We start from the raw sequence: 17,378 nt of genomic DNA on the forward strand, positions 1-17,378 counted from the left end.
GACACGCGCCAACCCCGCGCATCTGACGGGGCAACTCGCGACATGGAATTCACGGAGTTCTGAATGAGCAGGGAAGACTCGCGCCTGGCATTGGAGTGGCACACCTGGCTGGCGGAAAACCTCGCCCTGGGCGTGAGCGCGGAGGACGCGCAGCGGGTGCTCGTGGATGCGGGCGTGGAGGCTTCGCTGGCGCAGCGGGAGATTGCCACGGCACAGGCGCACCCCTACGTGGTGGCGGCGCGGCGGATTGGCCGGCGCTACGAGTGGCTGGAGGCGCTGGCGGACCTCTACGCGGAGCTGCACCGCCAGTCCGGCGCGGTGACGCTGGAGAAGCGCCGAGGGGTGAGCCCGGAGGAGTTCTTCACCCGCTACTACTTCGGTCACCGGCCGGTGGTGCTGCAAGGCTTCATGGAGGACTGGCCGGCGATGCGCCGCTGGTCGCTCGCGGACTTCCGGGAGCGCTTCGGAGACGTGGAGGTGGAAATCATGTCCGGGCGCGACGCCAACCCGGACCATGCCTCGCAGCCCGACAAACACCGCCAGGTGGTGAAGCTGCGCGACTACGTCCAGCGGGTGGAGACGGGCGGCGAGTCGAATGACTTCTACATGGTGCCGCGCAACGAGAACTGGAAGCGCGACGGACTGGCCCGGCTGCGCGAGGACATCCGCGCGCCCGCCGGCATCATCGACCCGGAGCTGCGTCCGGACATGACGACGCTGCTGCTGGGACCGCCGGGCACCGTCACCCCGCTCCACCACGACAACATGAACGTGCTGCTGGGCCAGGTGATGGGCCGCAAGCATGTGCGGCTGGTGCCGTCCTTCCAGCGCCACCTCGTCTACCCGCGCCATGGCACCTTCAGCTCCGTGGACGCGGCGAGCCCGGACGCGGCGCGCTTCCCGCTCTACGGCGAGGCCACCGTCCTGGAGGGCGTGGTGGAGCCGGGCGAGCTGCTCTTCCTGCCCGTGGGGTGGTGGCACTGGGTGCGCGCACTGGACGTGAGCGCCACTGTCACGTTCCATCATTTCCAGCTCCCGGGAGGCAACACGCACCTGAGGACTCCGCAGTAGACGGCCGCACCGCGCGGCCGCCTGCGCTCAATATGACTCCACGAGGATGACGTGCCGGGTCCACCCGGCACGGCTGTCCCGCTCCAACCAGCGCTGACGCTCGTCCCGCAGCGCCACCGCCGGCGCGGCCCCTTCGCGAATGCGGCGCCGGACCCCATCGAAGAAGCGGCCGGCGGCATCCGGGATGTCCACCGTGGAGGCCAGCACCGCCCGTGCGCCCGCATCGATGAACGCCGCGGGCAGGCTGAAGGGCTCGTGGCTGGTGGTGGTGCTCGCCGCGCGTCCGGCGCTGCACGCCGCCAGGAACACCATGGGCGCCCCCGTGAGCGTCTGCTGCCGCACCACGTCCGCGGTGAGCGCGTAGCGGCCGCTCGTCTCCGGGGACAGCACCACCAGCGACGCATCCGAGAGCGCCGGGTCCATGATGCCGTGGGCGTGGATTTCGATTTCGGTGGCGTCCCGCATGTCCGCCAGCACGCGCGCGGGCGTGGCGTCCGAGCCGGACAGCACCTGCAGCGGCACCGCCTCCGGCTCCTGCGAGGGCAACCACTGCGGCAGCCGCGGCAGTTGGAGCAGCGCGGGCGCATCCACGCTGGAGACGACGAGCCGCCGGGCCGTGGGCGTGGTGCGCGGCTGGGCCGTGCGGCCGAGCCGGAAGCTCCAGGGCACCTCCGGCGGCAACAGGTCCGTGTGGCCGAAGACGGGCGGCCAGGCAAGCACGTCCACGCGCTCGCAGCCACGCAACACCTCACGCAGCCGATCCGGCACCAGCCGCGAGGTGTCCGCGCGGATGAATGGCCCCTGCCGGTCCGTCTCGTAGTGGCCCAGCACCTGGCCTTGCGTCCCGCGCGCCACCAGCACCGTGCGCTCGCCATGCACCGCCGCCGCAAGGGCGCAGCGCTGGGGCACGGGCGTGCCAAGCTGCGCGGCCATCAACTCCAACGCCTGGGTGTACTCGCCCGCCTTGCCCGCGTCCGTGACGAGCGACGAATAGCTCAGCGCCCAGGCCTCGCGCGCCAGTGAATCTCCCCGAGGCAATGCCTCCGCCTCGGTGATGGTCTGCCGCAGCAGCGCCAGCCCCCGGGCTCTGTCGGAATCCAGCAGGAAGCGGCCCTCCACGTAACGGGCATACACCGCGTCGCTGGGCATGGGGTTGCTGTGGTTGGCCCACGTGAGGGCCTGCCGCAGCAACGCCTCGTCCCCTGGCTTCGGCCGGGTGCGCGACAGCTCCGCGAGGTTGACGGCGAACAGCAGGCTCAGCGGCTCGTTCTTGCAGGCGGCGTTCGCGTCCACCTCGCGGCGCGCGTCGTCCATGCGGTTGTCCAGGTAGTACGTGTGGGCCAGGTTCTCCCGGGGCCAGACGCAGTTGACGTGCCCGCGGGCGGACCACTCCTCCACATAGGCACGCGAGCTGGCGAAGTCCCCGCGTGAGCGGGTGATGGCGGCCAGCGCCTCCAGGGCGGTGAACTCCATGTCCCATTCCCGGAGCTGGCGCGCCCAGGCCCAGGCGGTGCGGGCATGCTGCTCGCCCTCGGTGAGGCGCTGGAGGTCGGCGTAGAGGATGCTCAGGCGCAGCTCCAGGTCCACGCAGCGCGTGGACAGACCGCCCTCGCGGCAGCGCTGGAGCGCGTTGAAGATGCGCTGCTCGGCCTTCCACCACTGGCCCTCGGCCGTCTCGCGGATGGCCTCCTCACGCTCGATGTAGAGGTTGAACCAGGGGTCGTTCTGGCGCTTCGCCCGCTCCACCACCTGCGAAAACATGCGGCGCGTGGCCCGCGTGTGCTGGGCCGTGCCCAGGAAGAGGTCGTCCTCTCCCGACGCCAGCACCCGCTCCAGCAGCTTGTCCGGCTGGTTCAGCTTGCCGCGCACCAGCGACGCGTACTCGCGCGACAGCACGCCGCGGCGCGTGAAGTTCCGGCCGCTCACCCGCTTGACGTAGTCCGTCAGCGCGGAGCCTCCGTGGCCGCGGTCCAACTCCTGCGCCAGGGGCAGCAGGGCCAGGACGCGCTCCTTCGACGGCGCCGCGCGGACCACTTCATAGAAGGCCTGCCGGACGATGCCCGGGTCCTTGCGGGCCGCCTCCAGCGGAAGAGGCGCCTGAGGGTCATCCACCAGCGCCAGCGTGGCCTCGCGCGCTTCCTTCCACCGGCGGGCGCGCTCCATCGTGGCGTCGCGTTGCTCGCGAGCGTTGGCCTTCGCCTCGCGGCTCCAGCCCGGCTCCCCCATCAGCGCCACCTGTTCGAAGGTGTCCGCCGCCTTCATCGTGAGCCCCATCGCCTGGAGCACCAGCGCGCGGTTCCACATGGCCTGCGCATGCTTCGGCTGCGCCTTCAGCACGCCGTCCAGCAACCGCAAGGCCTGCTCATGTGAGCCGCGGGCGAGGTACACCGCGGCCAAATCACTGTCGCGGTCCGGAGAGGCGGGCATGCGCTCCAGGAACGAGGCCGCCTGGTTCCACTCGCCCTGAAGGGCATACGCGGAGGCGATACCGGACAGGTCGCCCGCTTCCTCCAGCCGGGCGAGGTCTCGCAGTGGGATGGGTTCGGGAGCGACGGGGCAGCCGCCCGCCGACATACGTGGCCGGTAGCGGTCCGCTTCGGGGTGCGTGAGCCGAGCCTCGATGCGTGACGCGGAGCGGCGCTCCGCCCAGAACTGCGCGGATACAGGTGCCCCGCTTCCCTTGGAGGGCGTGCGGGCAAGAAGGACGGTCAACACCAAGACGGGCGTGGCCAGCGCCAGGACCAGGACTTTGTCGTACGCCGGCTTCAACATACTGCCCCCTCGGGCGCCATCCCCCAAGCAGCCGCCCATCTACCGCGTTGTACACCATCCACCGTTCCCCACCGACTTCCGGGGAGGCTGGGCAACCTGAAACAGACGCCTGGCTCATCGCCACCCGCGGCATTTCTCCCGCTTTTTCCAACCCACCTCCCCGACTGCCCGCCCACGATTCGCCAGGTGGTCAGGCCGTGAACCAGGCGGCCTGACCTGGAGACGGCTTGCGCCGAAAACCTTGAGTGCAGGTCCTCCGCGCATCCCTTCGGAATCACTGTCTCCTTGGAGGAAAAAGCCGGCATGACGCCAGGGGCCCGCCCGTCAGGCAGCCCTCCACATGAGACGGCGGACCCACCTCCGCCCGAGGGTTCTACGAGAGGGCACGAGCGGGAAGTAGCACGTCCGCCTGAGTGTCCCACTGCGCCAACCTGGAACGAAAGGACCTCGCTTGACGCAGCTGCTTCGACTCGCCGCCCTGGTGTCTCTGATTCCCTCGTTCGCCTCCGCGGACGTGGTGTGGAAAGGCGACTTCGAGACGGGCAATACCTCGCAATGGACGCGCAGTCAGAGCGTCTCCAACAGCCGTCTCCAGGTGGTGACGGATGTGGTCCGCGAAGGCCGCTATGCGCTGAAGGCCACGGTGCGCCAGGGCGATGACCCCATCAACGCCAGCGGCAACCGCAATGAACTGCTCTACATCAGCCAGGAGAAGCCGGACTCCACCTGGTACTACAAGTGGAGCACCCTCTTCCCCACCAACTACCCGCTCAATGACAGCTGGCAGGTCTTCGCGCAGTGGCACCAGGAGGGATGCTGCGGCTCACCGCCGCTGGAGTTCTACGTGCGCGGCGAAGCGATGCACATGCGCGTGGGCGGCGTGAAGGGCAAGGTGCTGTGGACGGCCCCGCTCAAGCGCGGTGACTGGAGCGACTTCGTGTTGCAGGTGAAGTGGTCGCCCAACGCGAAGACGGGCTTCGTCCAGCTCTGGCACAACAACGAGGTCGTCGTGCCGAAGACCTACGTCGCGACGCAGTTCGGCAAGGAGATGAACTACCTGAAGCTGGGCCTGTACCGCGACGACACCATCCGTCCCGAGGCCAGCGTGTACCACGACGGTTTCACCATGGCCTCGACGCTGGAGGAGGTCATGCCGCCGCCGACACCGGAGCCCACCCCCGAGCCCCCCGCGCCGGAGCCCGAGCCCACCACTCCCGCGCCGGAGCAGCCGGGTGAGGACGCGCCGTCCGAGGAGCCCCCCGACGAGCCCATCGTCCGGACGCCCGACACGCAGCCGCGGACCCGCTGGGGCGTCACCCCTCCCGAGGACATCCTCTCCGGGGAGAGTCCGCTGGGCGCCGACGGGGCGCGGGGCTGCAATGCCTCCGGCGGCGGAACGGCGGGTGTGCCCATCACCGCCGCGGTGGGCCTGCTCTCCTTCGCCGCGCTGTTCGCCCGCCGCCGCAAGCCAGCACAGGCTCGCGCCCACGCGAAGCGCTGAGCGGCCTCCTCATCGCGGGGTGTGTCGGTGATACGGCAGGCCCCGCGTGGGAAGGTCGTGAGTCAGGGCTCCTTGAGCAGGGGGAGCCCTGAGGTGACCTTGGCCAGCAACGTCCGCAGCGTGGTGCGCTCCTCTTCACTCAAGGGCGCCATCAGCGCGGCAATCCGCCGGTAGTGGTCCGGCAACACGCTCTCGATGAGTTGCCGGGCCTTGGGCGTGAGGCGCACCGTGTACATGCGGCGGTCCTCCGGATGGTCCTCGCGGGAGATGAGGGCATCCTTCTCCAACGTGTCCAGCAACCCCGTCATCGTGGCCCGGCTGACGCCAGAGCTCTCCGCGAGGTCCGCGGGCGTGAGCCCACGAACGCGCTCCACGTCGTCGTCCTCGGTGGTGAACAGTCGGACCAGCACCATGAAACGCCCCATCGACAGCCCGTGACGGCCCAGGTGCGCCTCGTAGGCCCCCGACAAGTCGTGCGAAGCCCGCAGCAAGGTGATGCACGTCTCGATGGCGCTGGCGTCGAGCTCGGGGAAGCGCAGCGCCAGGCGCCGGAGCCGCTCGTAGCGCGGCATCGCCGCGGGCGTCGGGGAAGTGGGAGGTCGAGTAGGCACGGCACAGGCCTCGTAAGGCCCCTAATGATTTTAGGCAATGAGAAAGGGCGCGCTCCGCACCGGGGGCTGGCGCCTGCTGGCCCGGGCGTTATGAACAGGCCGTGATGGATGTGAAGGACGCGGCCGTGCAGACGGCCCTGCGCCGCGCGTGCGAGGAGGTCGGCTTGCCGGACTCGCTGCGGGGCTGCGTATATCCCCTCCTTCGCGACCCGGAGGGTGACTGGCCGGGCTGCTGCGGTGGAGGCTGCCACCCGTGTGCCTCCTCCCTGGTGGACGTGGCGATGCGCACGCTGGAGCTGCTGGGCACCCCCCGGCGCGCGCCCGTGGTCGGGTGAAGTGAGGCCGGGCAGCGGCATAGGCTGCGGGCATGAATCCCATTGTCCATGCCGAACTGGCCTGGCTCGCGGCACAGGGCCTCAAGGAGCGCAGGGACCGCATCCTCGTCACCTGCGCGGGACTGGCGCCGGACCTGGACGGACTCACGCTGCTCGCGGGCGAGGCGTATTACGTCCGCTATCACCACGTCATCTTCCATGGCTACGTGGGTGCCATCGTCACGGCGGTGGCCTGCGCGGCGCTGGCGCGGCAGCGGCTGCGGGTGGCGGCCCTGTCCCTGTGCACCTTTCACCTGCACCTGCTCTGCGACCTCGCGGGCAGCGGGCCGGGCTGGCCCATCTACTACTACTGGCCCACGAGCATGCGGGAGTGGTTCTGGGAGGGGCAGTGGAACCTCGCCTCCTGGCAGAACGCGGTCATCGGGCTGGCCACCACGCTGCTGTGTCTGGCGTGCGCGCTGCGCTTCCGCCGGACCTTCGTGGAGGTGTTCTCCGCCCGGTGGGACGCGGAAGTCACGCGCACTCTCCGTCGCCGGTTCCTCCGTGAGGATTTCGTGCGGGAACCATGACGTGATTGTCCATGCGTCCGTCGCCAGCATGGACGCATGCTCATCCTCGGACTCGGGTTGATGGCAGTGGGCGTGCTGGGGGCGTCGCTCGAAGCCCCCGTCACGTCAGTCACGGTCTACAGCAACCAGGCGCAGGTGGCGCGCTCCGGCAGCCTCACGGTTTCCGGCTCGCGGCGGGTGACGTTTCCCCGGCTGCCCAAGAACGTGGATACGGATTCCATCCGCGTCGAAGCCGAGGGCGCGGAAGTGTCCCACGTCGACGTGCGCACCGTGAAGGAGGAGGCCTTCTCCCACGACGAAGCCCGGAAGCTCATCGCGCGCATGGAGGAAATTGACGCGGCGCTCGCTCGCATCACGGCTGAACGAAACGTCCACCATGCGCAAATTGAAGCGCTCCGGCGGGTTCGTCCCTCGGCGCAGTCCGACAGCGAGGCCGCGCGCGCCCAGACTCCGCCCACCACCTGGGACGCCGCGGTGTCCTTCCTCGTGGACAACGTGGCCCGGATGGAGGCCCGGCTGCGAGAACTGGAGGCGCAATCCGCGACGCTCCAGAAGGAACAGCAGCAGCACAAGGAGCGCGCCACGACGTTGGGCAAGACGTTCGGTGAGCCCGGTGTCGAAGTGACTGCCACGCTCACGGGCAAAGGCGCCACGAAGGTGACGTTGACGTACCTCACCACCGGGGCCCGCTGGTATCCCCACTATGAGCTGCAGTTCCAACCCGAAACGCAGCGGATGCAGATGGCCTTCTACGGCCGCGTGAGCCAGGAGACAGGCGAGGATTGGGAGAGCGCACGGCTCACGCTCAGCACCGCCCTGCCTGCCAACGCCACGGAGTTGCCCAAACTGAGCACCTGGAAGCTGGGCATCCGGGAGCGATTCATTCCCACGCCGCGTCCTCATGAAGAGTCCATTCAACCCGTGCCGGACGCTTCGAACACCCCGTCCCAGCCCACGACCTCAGCCGAGGAAATGCTGCGCGCGCAGTTGCTGCGACTTGCCGGAGAGCGGGGCCTGACACAGCCCGCAGCCTCGAAGCCGCAGGTCACCGCGCAACGCGAACAAGGAGGGATGGGGGCCATCCGGGGTACCGTCATCGACACCCAGTCCCGGCAGACGCTCTCCGATGTGGTCGTCACCGCGATCCCCTCATCAAGGGAGGCGGAGCACGTGACGGTGACGGACGCCAAGGGTGAGTACCTCCTCCCCAGGCTCCCCTCCGAAGCCTACACCGTGCGGTACGAGCGTGAGGGCTACAAGCCCCATGCCCGCCGCCCCATCCAGATCCGTTCGAACCGCACACTCCGAGTCAATGCGGAGCTGCTTCCCGACTCTCTGAACGAGTCCGTCGAAATCGTTGGCCACCCGCCCACCATCGACGTCGGGTCCTCGACCATGGGCGTCAACATCGATCAGGAGTTCATCAAGCGGATCCCAGGCTCCATTCAGCGGTCGATGTCACTGACCCCACCGCCTGGCTGGCGCCCCCCCACATTTGCCCCGGATTCGCCAGTCGCCGTCGCGGGAGGCTACAACCTCACCTTCACCTCACAGCACCCGGAAACCCTCCTCAGTAACAAGGGGGAACGCAGCCTCCCGCTGGTCTCCGAGTCCTGGCCCGTGCAAGTGGAGCGCAAGATTTTCCCTGCGCTCTCGCCGAACACGTACCTCGTCGCAACGCTTCAGGGCCCATCCCGGAACGTGTTTCCAGGGGGGGATGCATCGCTCTTCGTGGGCGCCGACCCGGCCGGCACCGCGATGCTGACAACCATCGTTCCCGGGGAGTCCTTCACCCTGCCACTGGGCATCGACCGCGCGGTACGCAGCGCCCGGGACGTACGGCTCGTCGAGTCGGAGAAAGGCTTCATCTCCAAGGATGAGGTGGGCACGTACGAAGTCACCATGGAGGTTCCCAATCCCTACCCCTTCCCCCTGGCCGTGAGCGTGGTGGACCAGCTTCCGCTCAATCAAGACGGCAAGGTGGAGGTGGCGCTGGTCCGTGCCGTGCCCGCTCCCCAGTTCGACAAGGGAACGGGGAAGCTTCAGTGGGACGTGGTGGTGCCACCGTCCAGCAAGTCCACCGTCTCCTTCCAATACACCCTGAGCCGCCCCAAGGGCTGGCGTCTGTATCAGAAGTACCAGAACTAGCCCGAGGACCGAACCATGCCTGCCCTGCCTCTGACGCTGTGGGCGCTCGTCGCGTCCGCCAAGGTGTCTACTGTCGTGGTGTATCCGGACCGTGCACAGGTCACGCGCGAAGAGACCGTGACCTGCACAGGCCCCACACGTGCCCGATTCGAGGCCGTTCCCCTCTCCGCCGTGGCCGACAGCCTCCGGGCCCACTCCGACAGTGCCACGGTGGAAGGGCTCATCACCGATGAACACTCACGCGAGGACGCCCTTCGCGAAGAGCGCACCCGGCTGGAGGCACGCCGAGACACGCTGCTGCGTGAGCGGGCTGCCCTGGGCGATGCGGCGGCGCGAGCGAACGCTCTCCAGACACTCGCGAGCGGATACACGGACGTCGCCGTGTACCGCGTCACCCATGAGATGACGTACGCGAAGCCCGACACGCGCGCATGGGCGGCCGCCTTCGACTCGGCCATGGCCGTGAGGCGGCGCGCGATGACCGAGGACCAGGACGCCATGGCCCGACAGCGCGTGCTGGAGAAACAACTCACCGAGGTAGACACCGAACTGGAGAAACTCCGAACCGCCTCCGAACAACGAGAGCGCCACGTCGAGGTGCGACTCTCCTGTCCCCAAGGCACCCGGGCCCGCGTGGCGCTGACGTACCTGATGGGGAACGCCAGTTGGACGCCCTCCTACGAGGCTCGTGCGAACGACAGTACCCGGACGGTGGAATTGACGACGCTGGCCACGGTGCGCCAATCCACCGGAGAGGACTGGTCGGACGCGAAGCTGGTGCTGTCCACCGCGCAGCCGCAGCGGGACGCCACCCTTCCAGAAATCCAGCCGCTGTATGTCCTGGCGGAAGAACGGCCGAAGGAGCGTCAGGTGCTGGTGCGCCGCGACGAGCAGCCACAGCACGCCAACGCTGGCGGCACCCCCACGGCGACGGTCACGAAGGGACTCGAAGCCATCCCCCAGGGGCTGTCCGTGCAGTTCGCGGCACAGGCGCGCGTGAGCATCCCCGGCGATGGCAATGCCGTGCGGATACAGGTGGCACGAACCCGATTCAAAGCCGCGTTCAACTGGCGCACCATCCCCAAGCTACACCCCGTCGTCTTCCGCGTGGCCCGCTTGAACAACGCCGCCGCGTTCCCGCTGCTGCCAGGTGATGTGGACCTCTATCGTGGCGCGGGCTTCATCGGCCGCCAGTCACTGGAGCACGTGGCGCAAGGTGCCCCCTTCGAGCTGACCTTCGGCGTGGAAGAAGGCCTGCGCGTGGAGCGCCGCGTGGTGGAGGAACTCCAGCGCCCCAAGGGCCTGTTCAAGGACACGCAGCGGTTCCGCTACGCCTACCAGTTCACGCTGAACAACCTCCGCGGGCACCCGGAAGAAGTGGAGATCTCCGAGCACTTTCCCGTGTCCGAACTGCAGGACGTGAAGGTGGCGATGGAGCCAGAGACGACGGCCGGCTACACGCTCCAGTCCAGCGACGGCATCGCAACCTGGAAGGTGACGCTGGCCCCGGGTGAGAAGCGCACCCTGGACTTCGCCTTCCACGTCGACGTCCCCTCCAGCTACGAAACGAAGGGGCTCTGACGTCACGCCGGGGCATCCTGCCCCTCTCCGGGGCAATCTGCCCCGCCCAGGGTGGGACACGGCACACGCGTCCCCGAGTGAGGCACCGCCCGCGTCCGTTGGCACAGCGGATGCTTTGCGTGAGCCCAAGGAAGCACGCCCCGCCCGTCCCGACAGCCGGCGAGGGCTCGTGCGGCAAACGCCGCCTTCCTTGTTGCAGCACTCGCGGTACGTTGTGAGAACCCACCTCCGGTCCGTGCGCTCCCTCCCCCTCGAGGCGCACGGACCGGAGCAGCCTCTTTCGAACCGCCCGTGAGACTCGCCCGCAAGTTCACCCTCGCCCTCGTCCTGCTCGCCATCGCCGTCATGGCGGGCTTGCAGTACGTCCAGGTCCGCCGTGAGCTCGAGCGCTCCGCCCTGGACATGCAGCATGACCACCGGTTGCTCGGCCACACGCTCGCTGGCTCCATCGGCAAGGCGTGGCAGCTCGCCGGGGAGCGCGAGGCGCTCACCCTGCTCCACCAGGCCAACCGCTTCCAGGAGCAGGTCCACCTGCGCTGGGTGTGGCTCGATGGCGGCCCCGGCACCCCGGCCCTCACCGGCTTCCCGCCGCGACTGCTCTCGACCCTGCTCCAAGGCAAGGACGGCTCCATGGTGGACCCCGCCGTGGACCCCGGCCTGCTTCATTCGTACACGCCGGTGCTCATCGGCAACCGGCTGGGCGCCATCGAAATCACCGAGTCGCTGGGCGAACAGCAGAAGTACGTCAACACCGTGGTCATGGGCACCTTCGCCGCCACCGCCGCCATGGCCATCGGCTTCATCGTGGCCGCCATGGCCATGGGCCGCCGGCTGGTGGGCGAGCCGGTGGACCAGCTCGTGTCCCTGGCCCACCGCATCGGCGAGGGCGACCTCACCGCCCGTGTGCCGCTCCCGCAGCGCCGCGGCGACGAGCTCACCACGCTGGCCGGCGCCATGAACCGCATGGGCGAGCAACTGGAGGAGACGCGCTCGCGCCTCGCCACGGAGACGGCCGCGCGCCTGTCCGCCGTGGACCACCTGCGTCACGCGGACCGGCTCACCACCGTGGGCAAGCTGGCCTCCGGCGTGGCGCATGAGCTGGGCACCCCGCTCAACGTCGTCATGGGCCGGGCGAAGATGATCTCCTCCGGCGAGGCGGAGGGCGAGGAAGTGGGCGAGTGCGCGCAAATCATCTCGCAGCAGGCCCAGCACATGACGGCCATCATCCGTCAGCTCCTCGACTTCGCGCGGCGGAGGAAGCCGCACCGCGCGCCGGAAGACGTGCAGGGCCTGGTCGAACGCACCCTGTCGCTGCTGCGCTCCATGGCGGCGCGAAACAGCGTCACGCTGGAGACGGACATCCCCGCGGGACTCACGGTGGAGGTGGACGCGGGCCAGGTGCAGCAGGTGCTCACCAACCTGGTGATGAACGGTGTGCAGGCCATGAAGCAGCCGGGCACGGTGCGCGTGCGCGCGGCCCACACCCGGAGCACCCCGCCCCCGGACGTGGGCGGACCCGAGGCGGACTTCGTGCGCCTGGACGTGGAGGACGAGGGCCAGGGAATTCCCGAGGACGTGCTGGCCCATCTCTTCGAGCCCTTCTTCACCACCAAGGACGTGGGAGAGGGCACCGGACTGGGCCTGTCTGTTTCCTATGGGCTCATGTTGGAGCATGACGGCTGGATTGCCGTGCGCAGCGAGCCCGGACGCGGTAGCTGCTTCTCCATCTACCTGCCAAGGGGTGAAGACACATGCCAGGCCGCGTCCTAGTCGTCGAGGACGAGCGCGAGATGCGCGCGATGTTGGAGAAGGGGCTCACGCGCCGGGGCTTCACGCCCGTGGCGCTCCCGTCTGCGGACGAGGCCCTGGTGCGGCTGGCCGCCGAGGACTTCGACGTGGTGCTCACCGACCTGCGCATGCCCGGCATGGACGGGCTGGCGCTGTGCGAGCGCATCGCCCTCAACCGCCCGGACATCCCCGTGGTGGTGGTGACGGCCTTCGGCAGCCTGGAGACGGCGGTGGCCGCCATCCGCGCCGGCGCGTACGACTTCGTCACCAAGCCCATCGACGTGGACGCGCTGGTGCTGGTGCTGGAGCGCGCCGTGCAGCACCGCGCCCTGCGTGAAGAGGTGCGCAGGCTGCGCCAGGAGCTGGGCCGGCGCGAGGACAGTGGCACTGTGGTGGGTGAGAGCCCCGCCATGAAGCAGGCCTACGCGCTCATCGACCGCGTGGCGGACCTGGACTCCACGGTGCTGATTACCGGCGAGAGCGGCACCGGCAAGGAGGTGGCGGCCCGCGCCGTCCACACGCGCGGGCGCCGCAAGGACGGGCCCTTCGTCGCCATCAACTGCGCGGCCATGCCGGAGGCCCTGTTGGAGAGCGAGCTGTTCGGCCACGCCAAGGGCGCCTTCACCGACGCCAAGGCCGCCCGCACCGGCCTGTTCGTCCAGGCCAACGGCGGCACCCTCTTCCTGGACGAGGTGGGCGAGCTGCCCCTCACGCTCCAGCCCAAGCTGCTGCGCGCCCTGCAGGAGCGCACGGTGCGCCCGGTGGGCGGAGACACGGAGCTGCCCTTCGACGCGCGCATCGTCGCCGCCACCAACCGCGACCTGGAGCTGGCCGTGGAGGAGGACCGCTTCCGCGAGGACCTCTACTACCGGCTCAACGTCATCGGCGTGGAGCTGCCGCCGCTGCGCGCGCGCGGCAACGACGTGCTGGCCCTGTCCCAGCGCTTCATCGAGCAGTTCGCCTCGCGCACCGGGAAGCGGGTGCTGGGCCTGTCCCCCGCGGCGGCCCAGCGGCTGCTCGCCTACGGCTGGCCGGGCAACGTGCGCGAGCTGCAGAACTGCCTGGAGCGCGCGGTGGCGCTCACCTCCTTCGAGGAAATCACCGTGGACGACCTGCCCGAGCGCGTCCGCAACTACAGCCAGCCGCGCGTGGTGCCGGAGACGCAAGACGCCTCGGAGCTGGTGACGCTGGAGCAGTTGGAGCGGCGCTACATCCACCGCGTTCTGGAGGCGGTGGGCGGAAGCCGCACGCTGGCGGCGCGCATCCTCGGGGTGGACCGCAAGACGCTGTACCGCAAGCTGGAGCGCGACGACGACACGCGCAAGGGCTGACGTCAGTCCACCACGTCCAGACGCACCTCGAAGAGGCGGGGCCACAGCTTGCCCGTCATGAAGATGCGGCCCGAGCCCGGCTCCACGGCGATGCCGTTGAGCACCGCCTCGGGATTGGTCACCTGCCCCGCCACCGCGCGCGTCAGCGCCGACGCGTCGATGACGCCCACCACCGTGCCCGTGGCGGGGTCGATTTCCAGTACGTCCGAGCTGTGCCAGATGTTGGCGTAGATGACGCCGTTGGCGCACTCCAGCTCGTTGATGAGCTCCACGGGCTGGCCGCGCAGCTTCACCTGCACCGCGCCCACCAGGGCGAAGCCGTCGGGCTCGTGGAAGGTGAGCATGGTGCCGCCATCGCTGCGCACCAGCTTCCCGTTCCAGTAGCAGAGGCCCCAGCCCTCCCCCGAGTAGCGCGTGGTCCGCTCGCGCTGCGGCGGCATGCCGCTCCAGGTGAAGAGCAGGCCTTCGGTCCAGGTGAGCTGGTACAGGCGCTCGCCGTCGCTGGCCAGGCCCTCCGCGAAGATGTTCCCCAGACGCTCCATCCACACCGGCTGCGCGCTCTCCAGCGACAGTTGCCGCAGCGTCCCCTGGTGCCCGGTGCTCTCGAAGAGGTGCCCCTGGTGGAATACCAGTCCCTGGGTGAAGGCATTCGTCGCGTGGGGATACTCACGGATGATGTGCGCCACGCGCCGCACGGGTTCCTGCACGCTGCCTCCCGCATCCGGCACCGGCCGGTTCGTGGGGCTGCAATGGCACGCCGCGCCCAGCGCGAGCAAGGACAGCAGCGAGGATGGAATCCGCATGAGACGCCTCGAGTGAAGCGGCTCGTGCGACGCCCACCGCCCCGCGCGAGCCTGGACCCAGGCCCGCCAGGGTGCAAGCACCCACCCCACCGCGTCCATCGGATTTCTCGCCGGGCCCACGACACCGGGCGGACAGTCGGGGCACGCGCGCCGTGAAGGCTCAGCGCGGCGGCGGTACCAGCATCTCCACCGCCTCGCACAAATCCTCCATGGCGAAGGGCTTGTTGAGCACGCGCGCCGCGCCGAGCAGCTCCGCTTCCTGGTGGAGCTGCGCATCGCCGAAGGCGGTGATGAGGATGACAGGCGTCGTCCAGCCCTCGCGGCGCAGGCGGGCCAGCACCTCGATGCCCGAAAAGCCGGGCATGCGCACGTCGGTGACGATGAGGTCGGGGACCTGCGTCTGCTGCGCGAGCAATCCGTCCACCAGCGCCTTGACCAGTCCCGGACCGTCCGGGGCCTCCACGACGTCATACCCGCGCCGGGACAGCGCCCGACGCAGCAGGCTGCGCATCTCGGGTTGGTCCTCCCCCAGGAGGATGCGCGGAGCGCTGCGGCGCGACACCCACTCACGCGTCGACAGCGGCCACTCCCGCACCTCGTCGCTGACCGCCGTGAATTCGTCTGGCCCCATCAATGGCTGCTCCTTGTGGTGTGGTGGGCACGCCCCGCACCTGGGCCCCTCCCTCGCTTCGGGACGGGGCGGCGCCGGGCGCCCAACACATGAGCATCCGCCGTGCCACGCCGTGGCCCCTGGAGCGTTGCCCCCTGCCCGCCCGCCAGCCAGCCCGCGGGGGCTCGCTCGCCGCCCATGCCTGGGCCGCCAGGAGCCCCAATCCCTGTCACTCATATAAGGAGGCGCTCCGCTTCTGGGACAGGCGCGGCACACCCGGACAGCGCGCCGGCCTGGGTGTGGAACGCTCCTGACAGGGTCCACACCCGCTGTATGGCCCGCTGGCGCCCCAGAAACTGGGGCGGGGCACGTTGCCCCGGGGAGAAATGCCCCAAGCCGGGGCAGTTTGCCCCGGGATGATGGGGCACCTGGGGCACGCACGGGCCGTGGCTCCGAGGCATTCCGAGGGCGAGAAGCGTTGGCCCGCCAACTGCAATGCCTCCCAGCATCGGTTCGGGCGCGGGGCTCACGCAAGAAACCCCATGGCGATGACCGCTGCTGACGTCGGGGGACAGTCGGCCGCAGGGCATCACCTTCCACCCCTCCAAGGTGGGACCTTTCTCGCGCAGGCCCCTCGCCTGGACCGGCATTTTCCCTCTCGATTGGAGAACGAACGATGGCCTGCTCGCTCCCCTCCCGCCGCTTCCTCAGTGCGCTGGTCCTTCTTCCCGCCGCCACGCTTGGCGCTTGTGGCCAAGCCATTGGCACCGCGTCCGCGGCATCGCCCGCTCCCACCGCCCAGGTCGCCGCCGCTGTTCCGGCGCAGGCGGCGCCGCCCATCCAGAAGGCGCTCTTCAATCCGGCCGTGGCCGGAAGCCAGGGCGGCATCACCTCGCTGGCGCCGCTGGTGGACGCGGTGAAGGGCGCGGTGGTCAACGTGGAGGTGCGCGCACGGCCCCGCAGGTCAGCCGCCATGCAGCGCCTGCCACCCGGCATGGCGGAGCGCTTCGGCCTGCCGCCCGGGTTCGGCGGTGAAGGCAACGGCCCGGCGCGACAGGGCGCGGGCTCCGGCTTCATCATCGACGCCTCGGGCATCGTCCTCACCAACAACCACGTGGTGGAGGACGCCGACCAGGTGCGCGTGAAGCTGGATGACGGACGTGCCTTCGACGCGGAGGTGATGGGCCGCGACCCGCTCACCGACGTGGCCCTGCTGAAGCTGAAGGGGGCGCCGGGCAACCTGCCGGCGGTGCCGCTGGGGGACTCGGACGCGCTGCGCGTGGGCGACGCCGTCATGGCCATTGGCAATCCCTTCGGCCTGGCGTCCAGCGTGAGCGCGGGCATCCTCTCCGCGCGGGCCCGCGACATCCAGGCGGGCCCCTATGACGAATTCCTCCAGACGGACGCCGCCATCAACCCCGGCAACTCCGGCGGGCCGCTCTTCAACATGCAGGGCGAGGTGGTGGGCATGAACACCGCCATCGTCGGCGGCGCCACGGGCATCGGCTTCGCGGTGCCCAGCAAGCTCATCCAGGCGCTGCTGCCGCAGCTCAAGGAGACGGGCGTGGTGCGTCGCGGCTGGCTGGGCCTGGCCGTACAGGACCTCACGCCGGACCTGGCGCGGGCGCTGGGCCTGGAAGCGATGAAGGGCGCGGTGGTGGCGGGCGTCAACCGCGGCAGCCCGGGTGAGCGCGCCGGCCTGCGCGAGGAGGACGTCATCACCTCCGTCAACGGCAAGCCGGTGGAGTCCGCGGGCGGACTGACGCGCGCCGTGGCCCTGCTCCAGCCCGACAGCCGCGTGAAGGTGAACCTGCTGCGCGGTGGCAAGGCGCAGTCGCTGGACGTCACCCTGGGCACGCGGCCCGCGCAGAATGGCGAGCAAGAGGTACTTCCGCGCAACGCTTCCGCTTCCGCGCCGAGGCGGCTGGGCGTGCAACTGTCGGACGCGCGGGACGGCGGCGCGCAGGTAGTCGCCGTGGAGCCGGGCAGCCCCGCCGAGCGCGGGGGACTGGTGCCAGGCATGGTGCTGGTCCAGGTGGGCGACCAGAAAATCGCCAGCGTGTCGGACGCCGCCCAGGCGCTGACGGCCGCGAAGCCCGGCGCCGCACTGCTCCTGCGCGTGCGCATGCCGGGGTCGGAGTCCACGCTGCTGCGCGCGGTGGAAGTCCCGGAGCGCTGAACACGGTGGTGGGAAACTGTGGACCCCCGGGATGGTACGTAGACGACCCCGGGGGTTCTGAAACCGGAGGACACCTGAC

13 protein-coding genes are annotated in these 17,378 nt (G+C 69.7%); 9 read left to right on the forward strand and 4 right to left on the reverse strand.

Annotated elements, in window-relative coordinates; genetic code table 11:
- The first annotated feature begins 63 nt into the window (after positions 1 to 63).
- Positions 64 to 1,071, forward strand: coding sequence for a cupin-like domain-containing protein (locus tag FMQ63_RS02515; RefSeq protein ID WP_011551067.1), 1,008 nt, complete (start codon positions 64 to 66; stop codon positions 1,069 to 1,071).
- Between the two features lie 27 nt (positions 1,072 to 1,098).
- On the opposite strand, the gene FMQ63_RS02520 is transcribed toward FMQ63_RS02515, so the two are convergent.
- On the reverse strand, positions 1,099 to 3,843 hold the full coding sequence (locus FMQ63_RS02520) for a CHAT domain-containing protein (RefSeq protein WP_011551066.1): 2,745 nt from the start codon (positions 3,841 to 3,843) through the stop codon (positions 1,099 to 1,101).
- Between the two features lie 451 nt (positions 3,844 to 4,294).
- Here FMQ63_RS02520 and FMQ63_RS02525 point away from each other — a divergent pair, with 451 nt between their 5' ends.
- Positions 4,295 to 5,344 carry a heparin lyase I family protein gene (locus FMQ63_RS02525; protein ID WP_011551065.1) on the forward strand — a complete coding sequence of 350 codons (1,050 nt, stop codon included), beginning with the start codon at positions 4,295 to 4,297 and terminating at the stop codon, positions 5,342 to 5,344.
- Between the two features lie 62 nt (positions 5,345 to 5,406).
- Here the strand turns inward: FMQ63_RS02525 and FMQ63_RS02530 are convergent, their stop codons facing one another.
- The gene (locus FMQ63_RS02530; protein WP_011551064.1) at positions 5,407 to 5,955 is read right to left on the reverse strand and encodes a MarR family winged helix-turn-helix transcriptional regulator; all 549 of its coding nucleotides are present in this window, start codon (positions 5,953 to 5,955) and stop codon (positions 5,407 to 5,409) included.
- A gap of 101 nt (positions 5,956 to 6,056) precedes the next feature.
- Between FMQ63_RS02530 and FMQ63_RS02535 the strand changes: the two genes are divergently transcribed.
- The 6 genes from FMQ63_RS02535 (at position 6,057) to FMQ63_RS02560 (ending at position 13,707) form a co-directional block, all read left to right on the forward strand.
- Positions 6,057 to 6,290 carry a hypothetical protein gene (locus FMQ63_RS02535; protein ID WP_011551063.1) on the forward strand — a complete coding sequence of 78 codons (234 nt, stop codon included), beginning with the start codon at positions 6,057 to 6,059 and terminating at the stop codon, positions 6,288 to 6,290.
- A 32-nt stretch (positions 6,291 to 6,322) separates the two neighbouring features.
- Entirely contained in the window at positions 6,323 to 6,859 is a 537-nt protein-coding gene (locus tag FMQ63_RS02540; protein ID WP_011551062.1) for a metal-dependent hydrolase, read from the forward strand.
- A gap of 36 nt (positions 6,860 to 6,895) precedes the next feature.
- Entirely contained in the window at positions 6,896 to 9,007 is a 2,112-nt protein-coding gene (locus FMQ63_RS02545; protein WP_011551061.1) for a mucoidy inhibitor MuiA family protein, read from the forward strand.
- A gap of 15 nt (positions 9,008 to 9,022) precedes the next feature.
- Complete coding sequence (locus tag FMQ63_RS02550; RefSeq protein WP_011551060.1) at positions 9,023 to 10,588, forward strand: mucoidy inhibitor MuiA family protein; 1,566 nt, start codon at positions 9,023 to 9,025, stop codon at positions 10,586 to 10,588.
- 291 nt (positions 10,589 to 10,879) lie between these two features.
- Positions 10,880 to 12,358, forward strand: a complete 1,479-nt coding sequence (locus FMQ63_RS02555; protein ID WP_011551059.1) for a HAMP domain-containing sensor histidine kinase — start codon at positions 10,880 to 10,882, stop codon at positions 12,356 to 12,358.
- A complete protein-coding gene (locus tag FMQ63_RS02560; protein ID WP_011551058.1) occupies positions 12,340 to 13,707 on the forward strand; it encodes a sigma-54 dependent transcriptional regulator in 1,368 nt (455 codons plus the stop codon). Before FMQ63_RS02555 ends, FMQ63_RS02560 begins: the two co-directional genes overlap by 19 nt.
- Positions 13,708 to 13,709: 2 nt before the next feature.
- Here the strand turns inward: FMQ63_RS02560 and FMQ63_RS02565 are convergent, their stop codons facing one another.
- Positions 13,710 to 14,510: a glutaminyl-peptide cyclotransferase gene (locus FMQ63_RS02565; protein WP_011551057.1), complete on the reverse strand. Its 801-nt coding sequence runs from the start codon at positions 14,508 to 14,510 to the stop codon at positions 13,710 to 13,712.
- 160 nt (positions 14,511 to 14,670) lie between these two features.
- Positions 14,671 to 15,141 carry a response regulator gene (locus FMQ63_RS02570; RefSeq protein WP_020478154.1) on the reverse strand — a complete coding sequence of 157 codons (471 nt, stop codon included), beginning with the start codon at positions 15,139 to 15,141 and terminating at the stop codon, positions 14,671 to 14,673.
- A gap of 655 nt (positions 15,142 to 15,796) precedes the next feature.
- On the opposite strand from FMQ63_RS02570, the gene FMQ63_RS02575 reads away from it, so the two are divergent.
- Positions 15,797 to 17,299 (forward strand): Do family serine endopeptidase, encoded by a 1,503-nt coding sequence (locus FMQ63_RS02575; protein ID WP_011551055.1) that lies wholly within the window; start codon positions 15,797 to 15,799, stop codon positions 17,297 to 17,299.
- Positions 17,300 to 17,378 lie beyond the last annotated feature (79 nt).

This window comes from Myxococcus sp. CA005, assembly GCF_006518205.1.
GTDB classification, from domain to species: domain Bacteria; phylum Myxococcota; class Myxococcia; order Myxococcales; family Myxococcaceae; genus Myxococcus; species Myxococcus xanthus.

Excerpts from the sequence above, each read along its gene's own strand:
- FMQ63_RS02515 (WP_011551067.1), top strand. The coding sequence starts at position 64 with ATGAGCAGGGAAGACTCGCGCCTGGCATTGGAGTGGCACACCTGGCTG.
- FMQ63_RS02520 (WP_011551066.1), bottom strand. The coding sequence starts at position 3,843 with ATGTTGAAGCCGGCGTACGACAAAGTCCTGGTCCTGGCGCTGGCCACG.
- FMQ63_RS02540 (WP_011551062.1), top strand. The coding sequence starts at position 6,323 with ATGAATCCCATTGTCCATGCCGAACTGGCCTGGCTCGCGGCACAGGGC.
- FMQ63_RS02545 (WP_011551061.1), top strand. The coding sequence starts at position 6,896 with ATGCTCATCCTCGGACTCGGGTTGATGGCAGTGGGCGTGCTGGGGGCG.
- FMQ63_RS02550 (WP_011551060.1), top strand. The coding sequence starts at position 9,023 with ATGCCTGCCCTGCCTCTGACGCTGTGGGCGCTCGTCGCGTCCGCCAAG.
- FMQ63_RS02560 (WP_011551058.1), top strand. The coding sequence starts at position 12,340 with ATGCCAGGCCGCGTCCTAGTCGTCGAGGACGAGCGCGAGATGCGCGCG.
- FMQ63_RS02565 (WP_011551057.1), bottom strand. The coding sequence starts at position 14,510 with ATGCGGATTCCATCCTCGCTGCTGTCCTTGCTCGCGCTGGGCGCGGCG.
- FMQ63_RS02570 (WP_020478154.1), bottom strand. The coding sequence starts at position 15,141 with ATGGGGCCAGACGAATTCACGGCGGTCAGCGACGAGGTGCGGGAGTGG.
- FMQ63_RS02575 (WP_011551055.1), top strand. The coding sequence starts at position 15,797 with ATGGCCTGCTCGCTCCCCTCCCGCCGCTTCCTCAGTGCGCTGGTCCTT.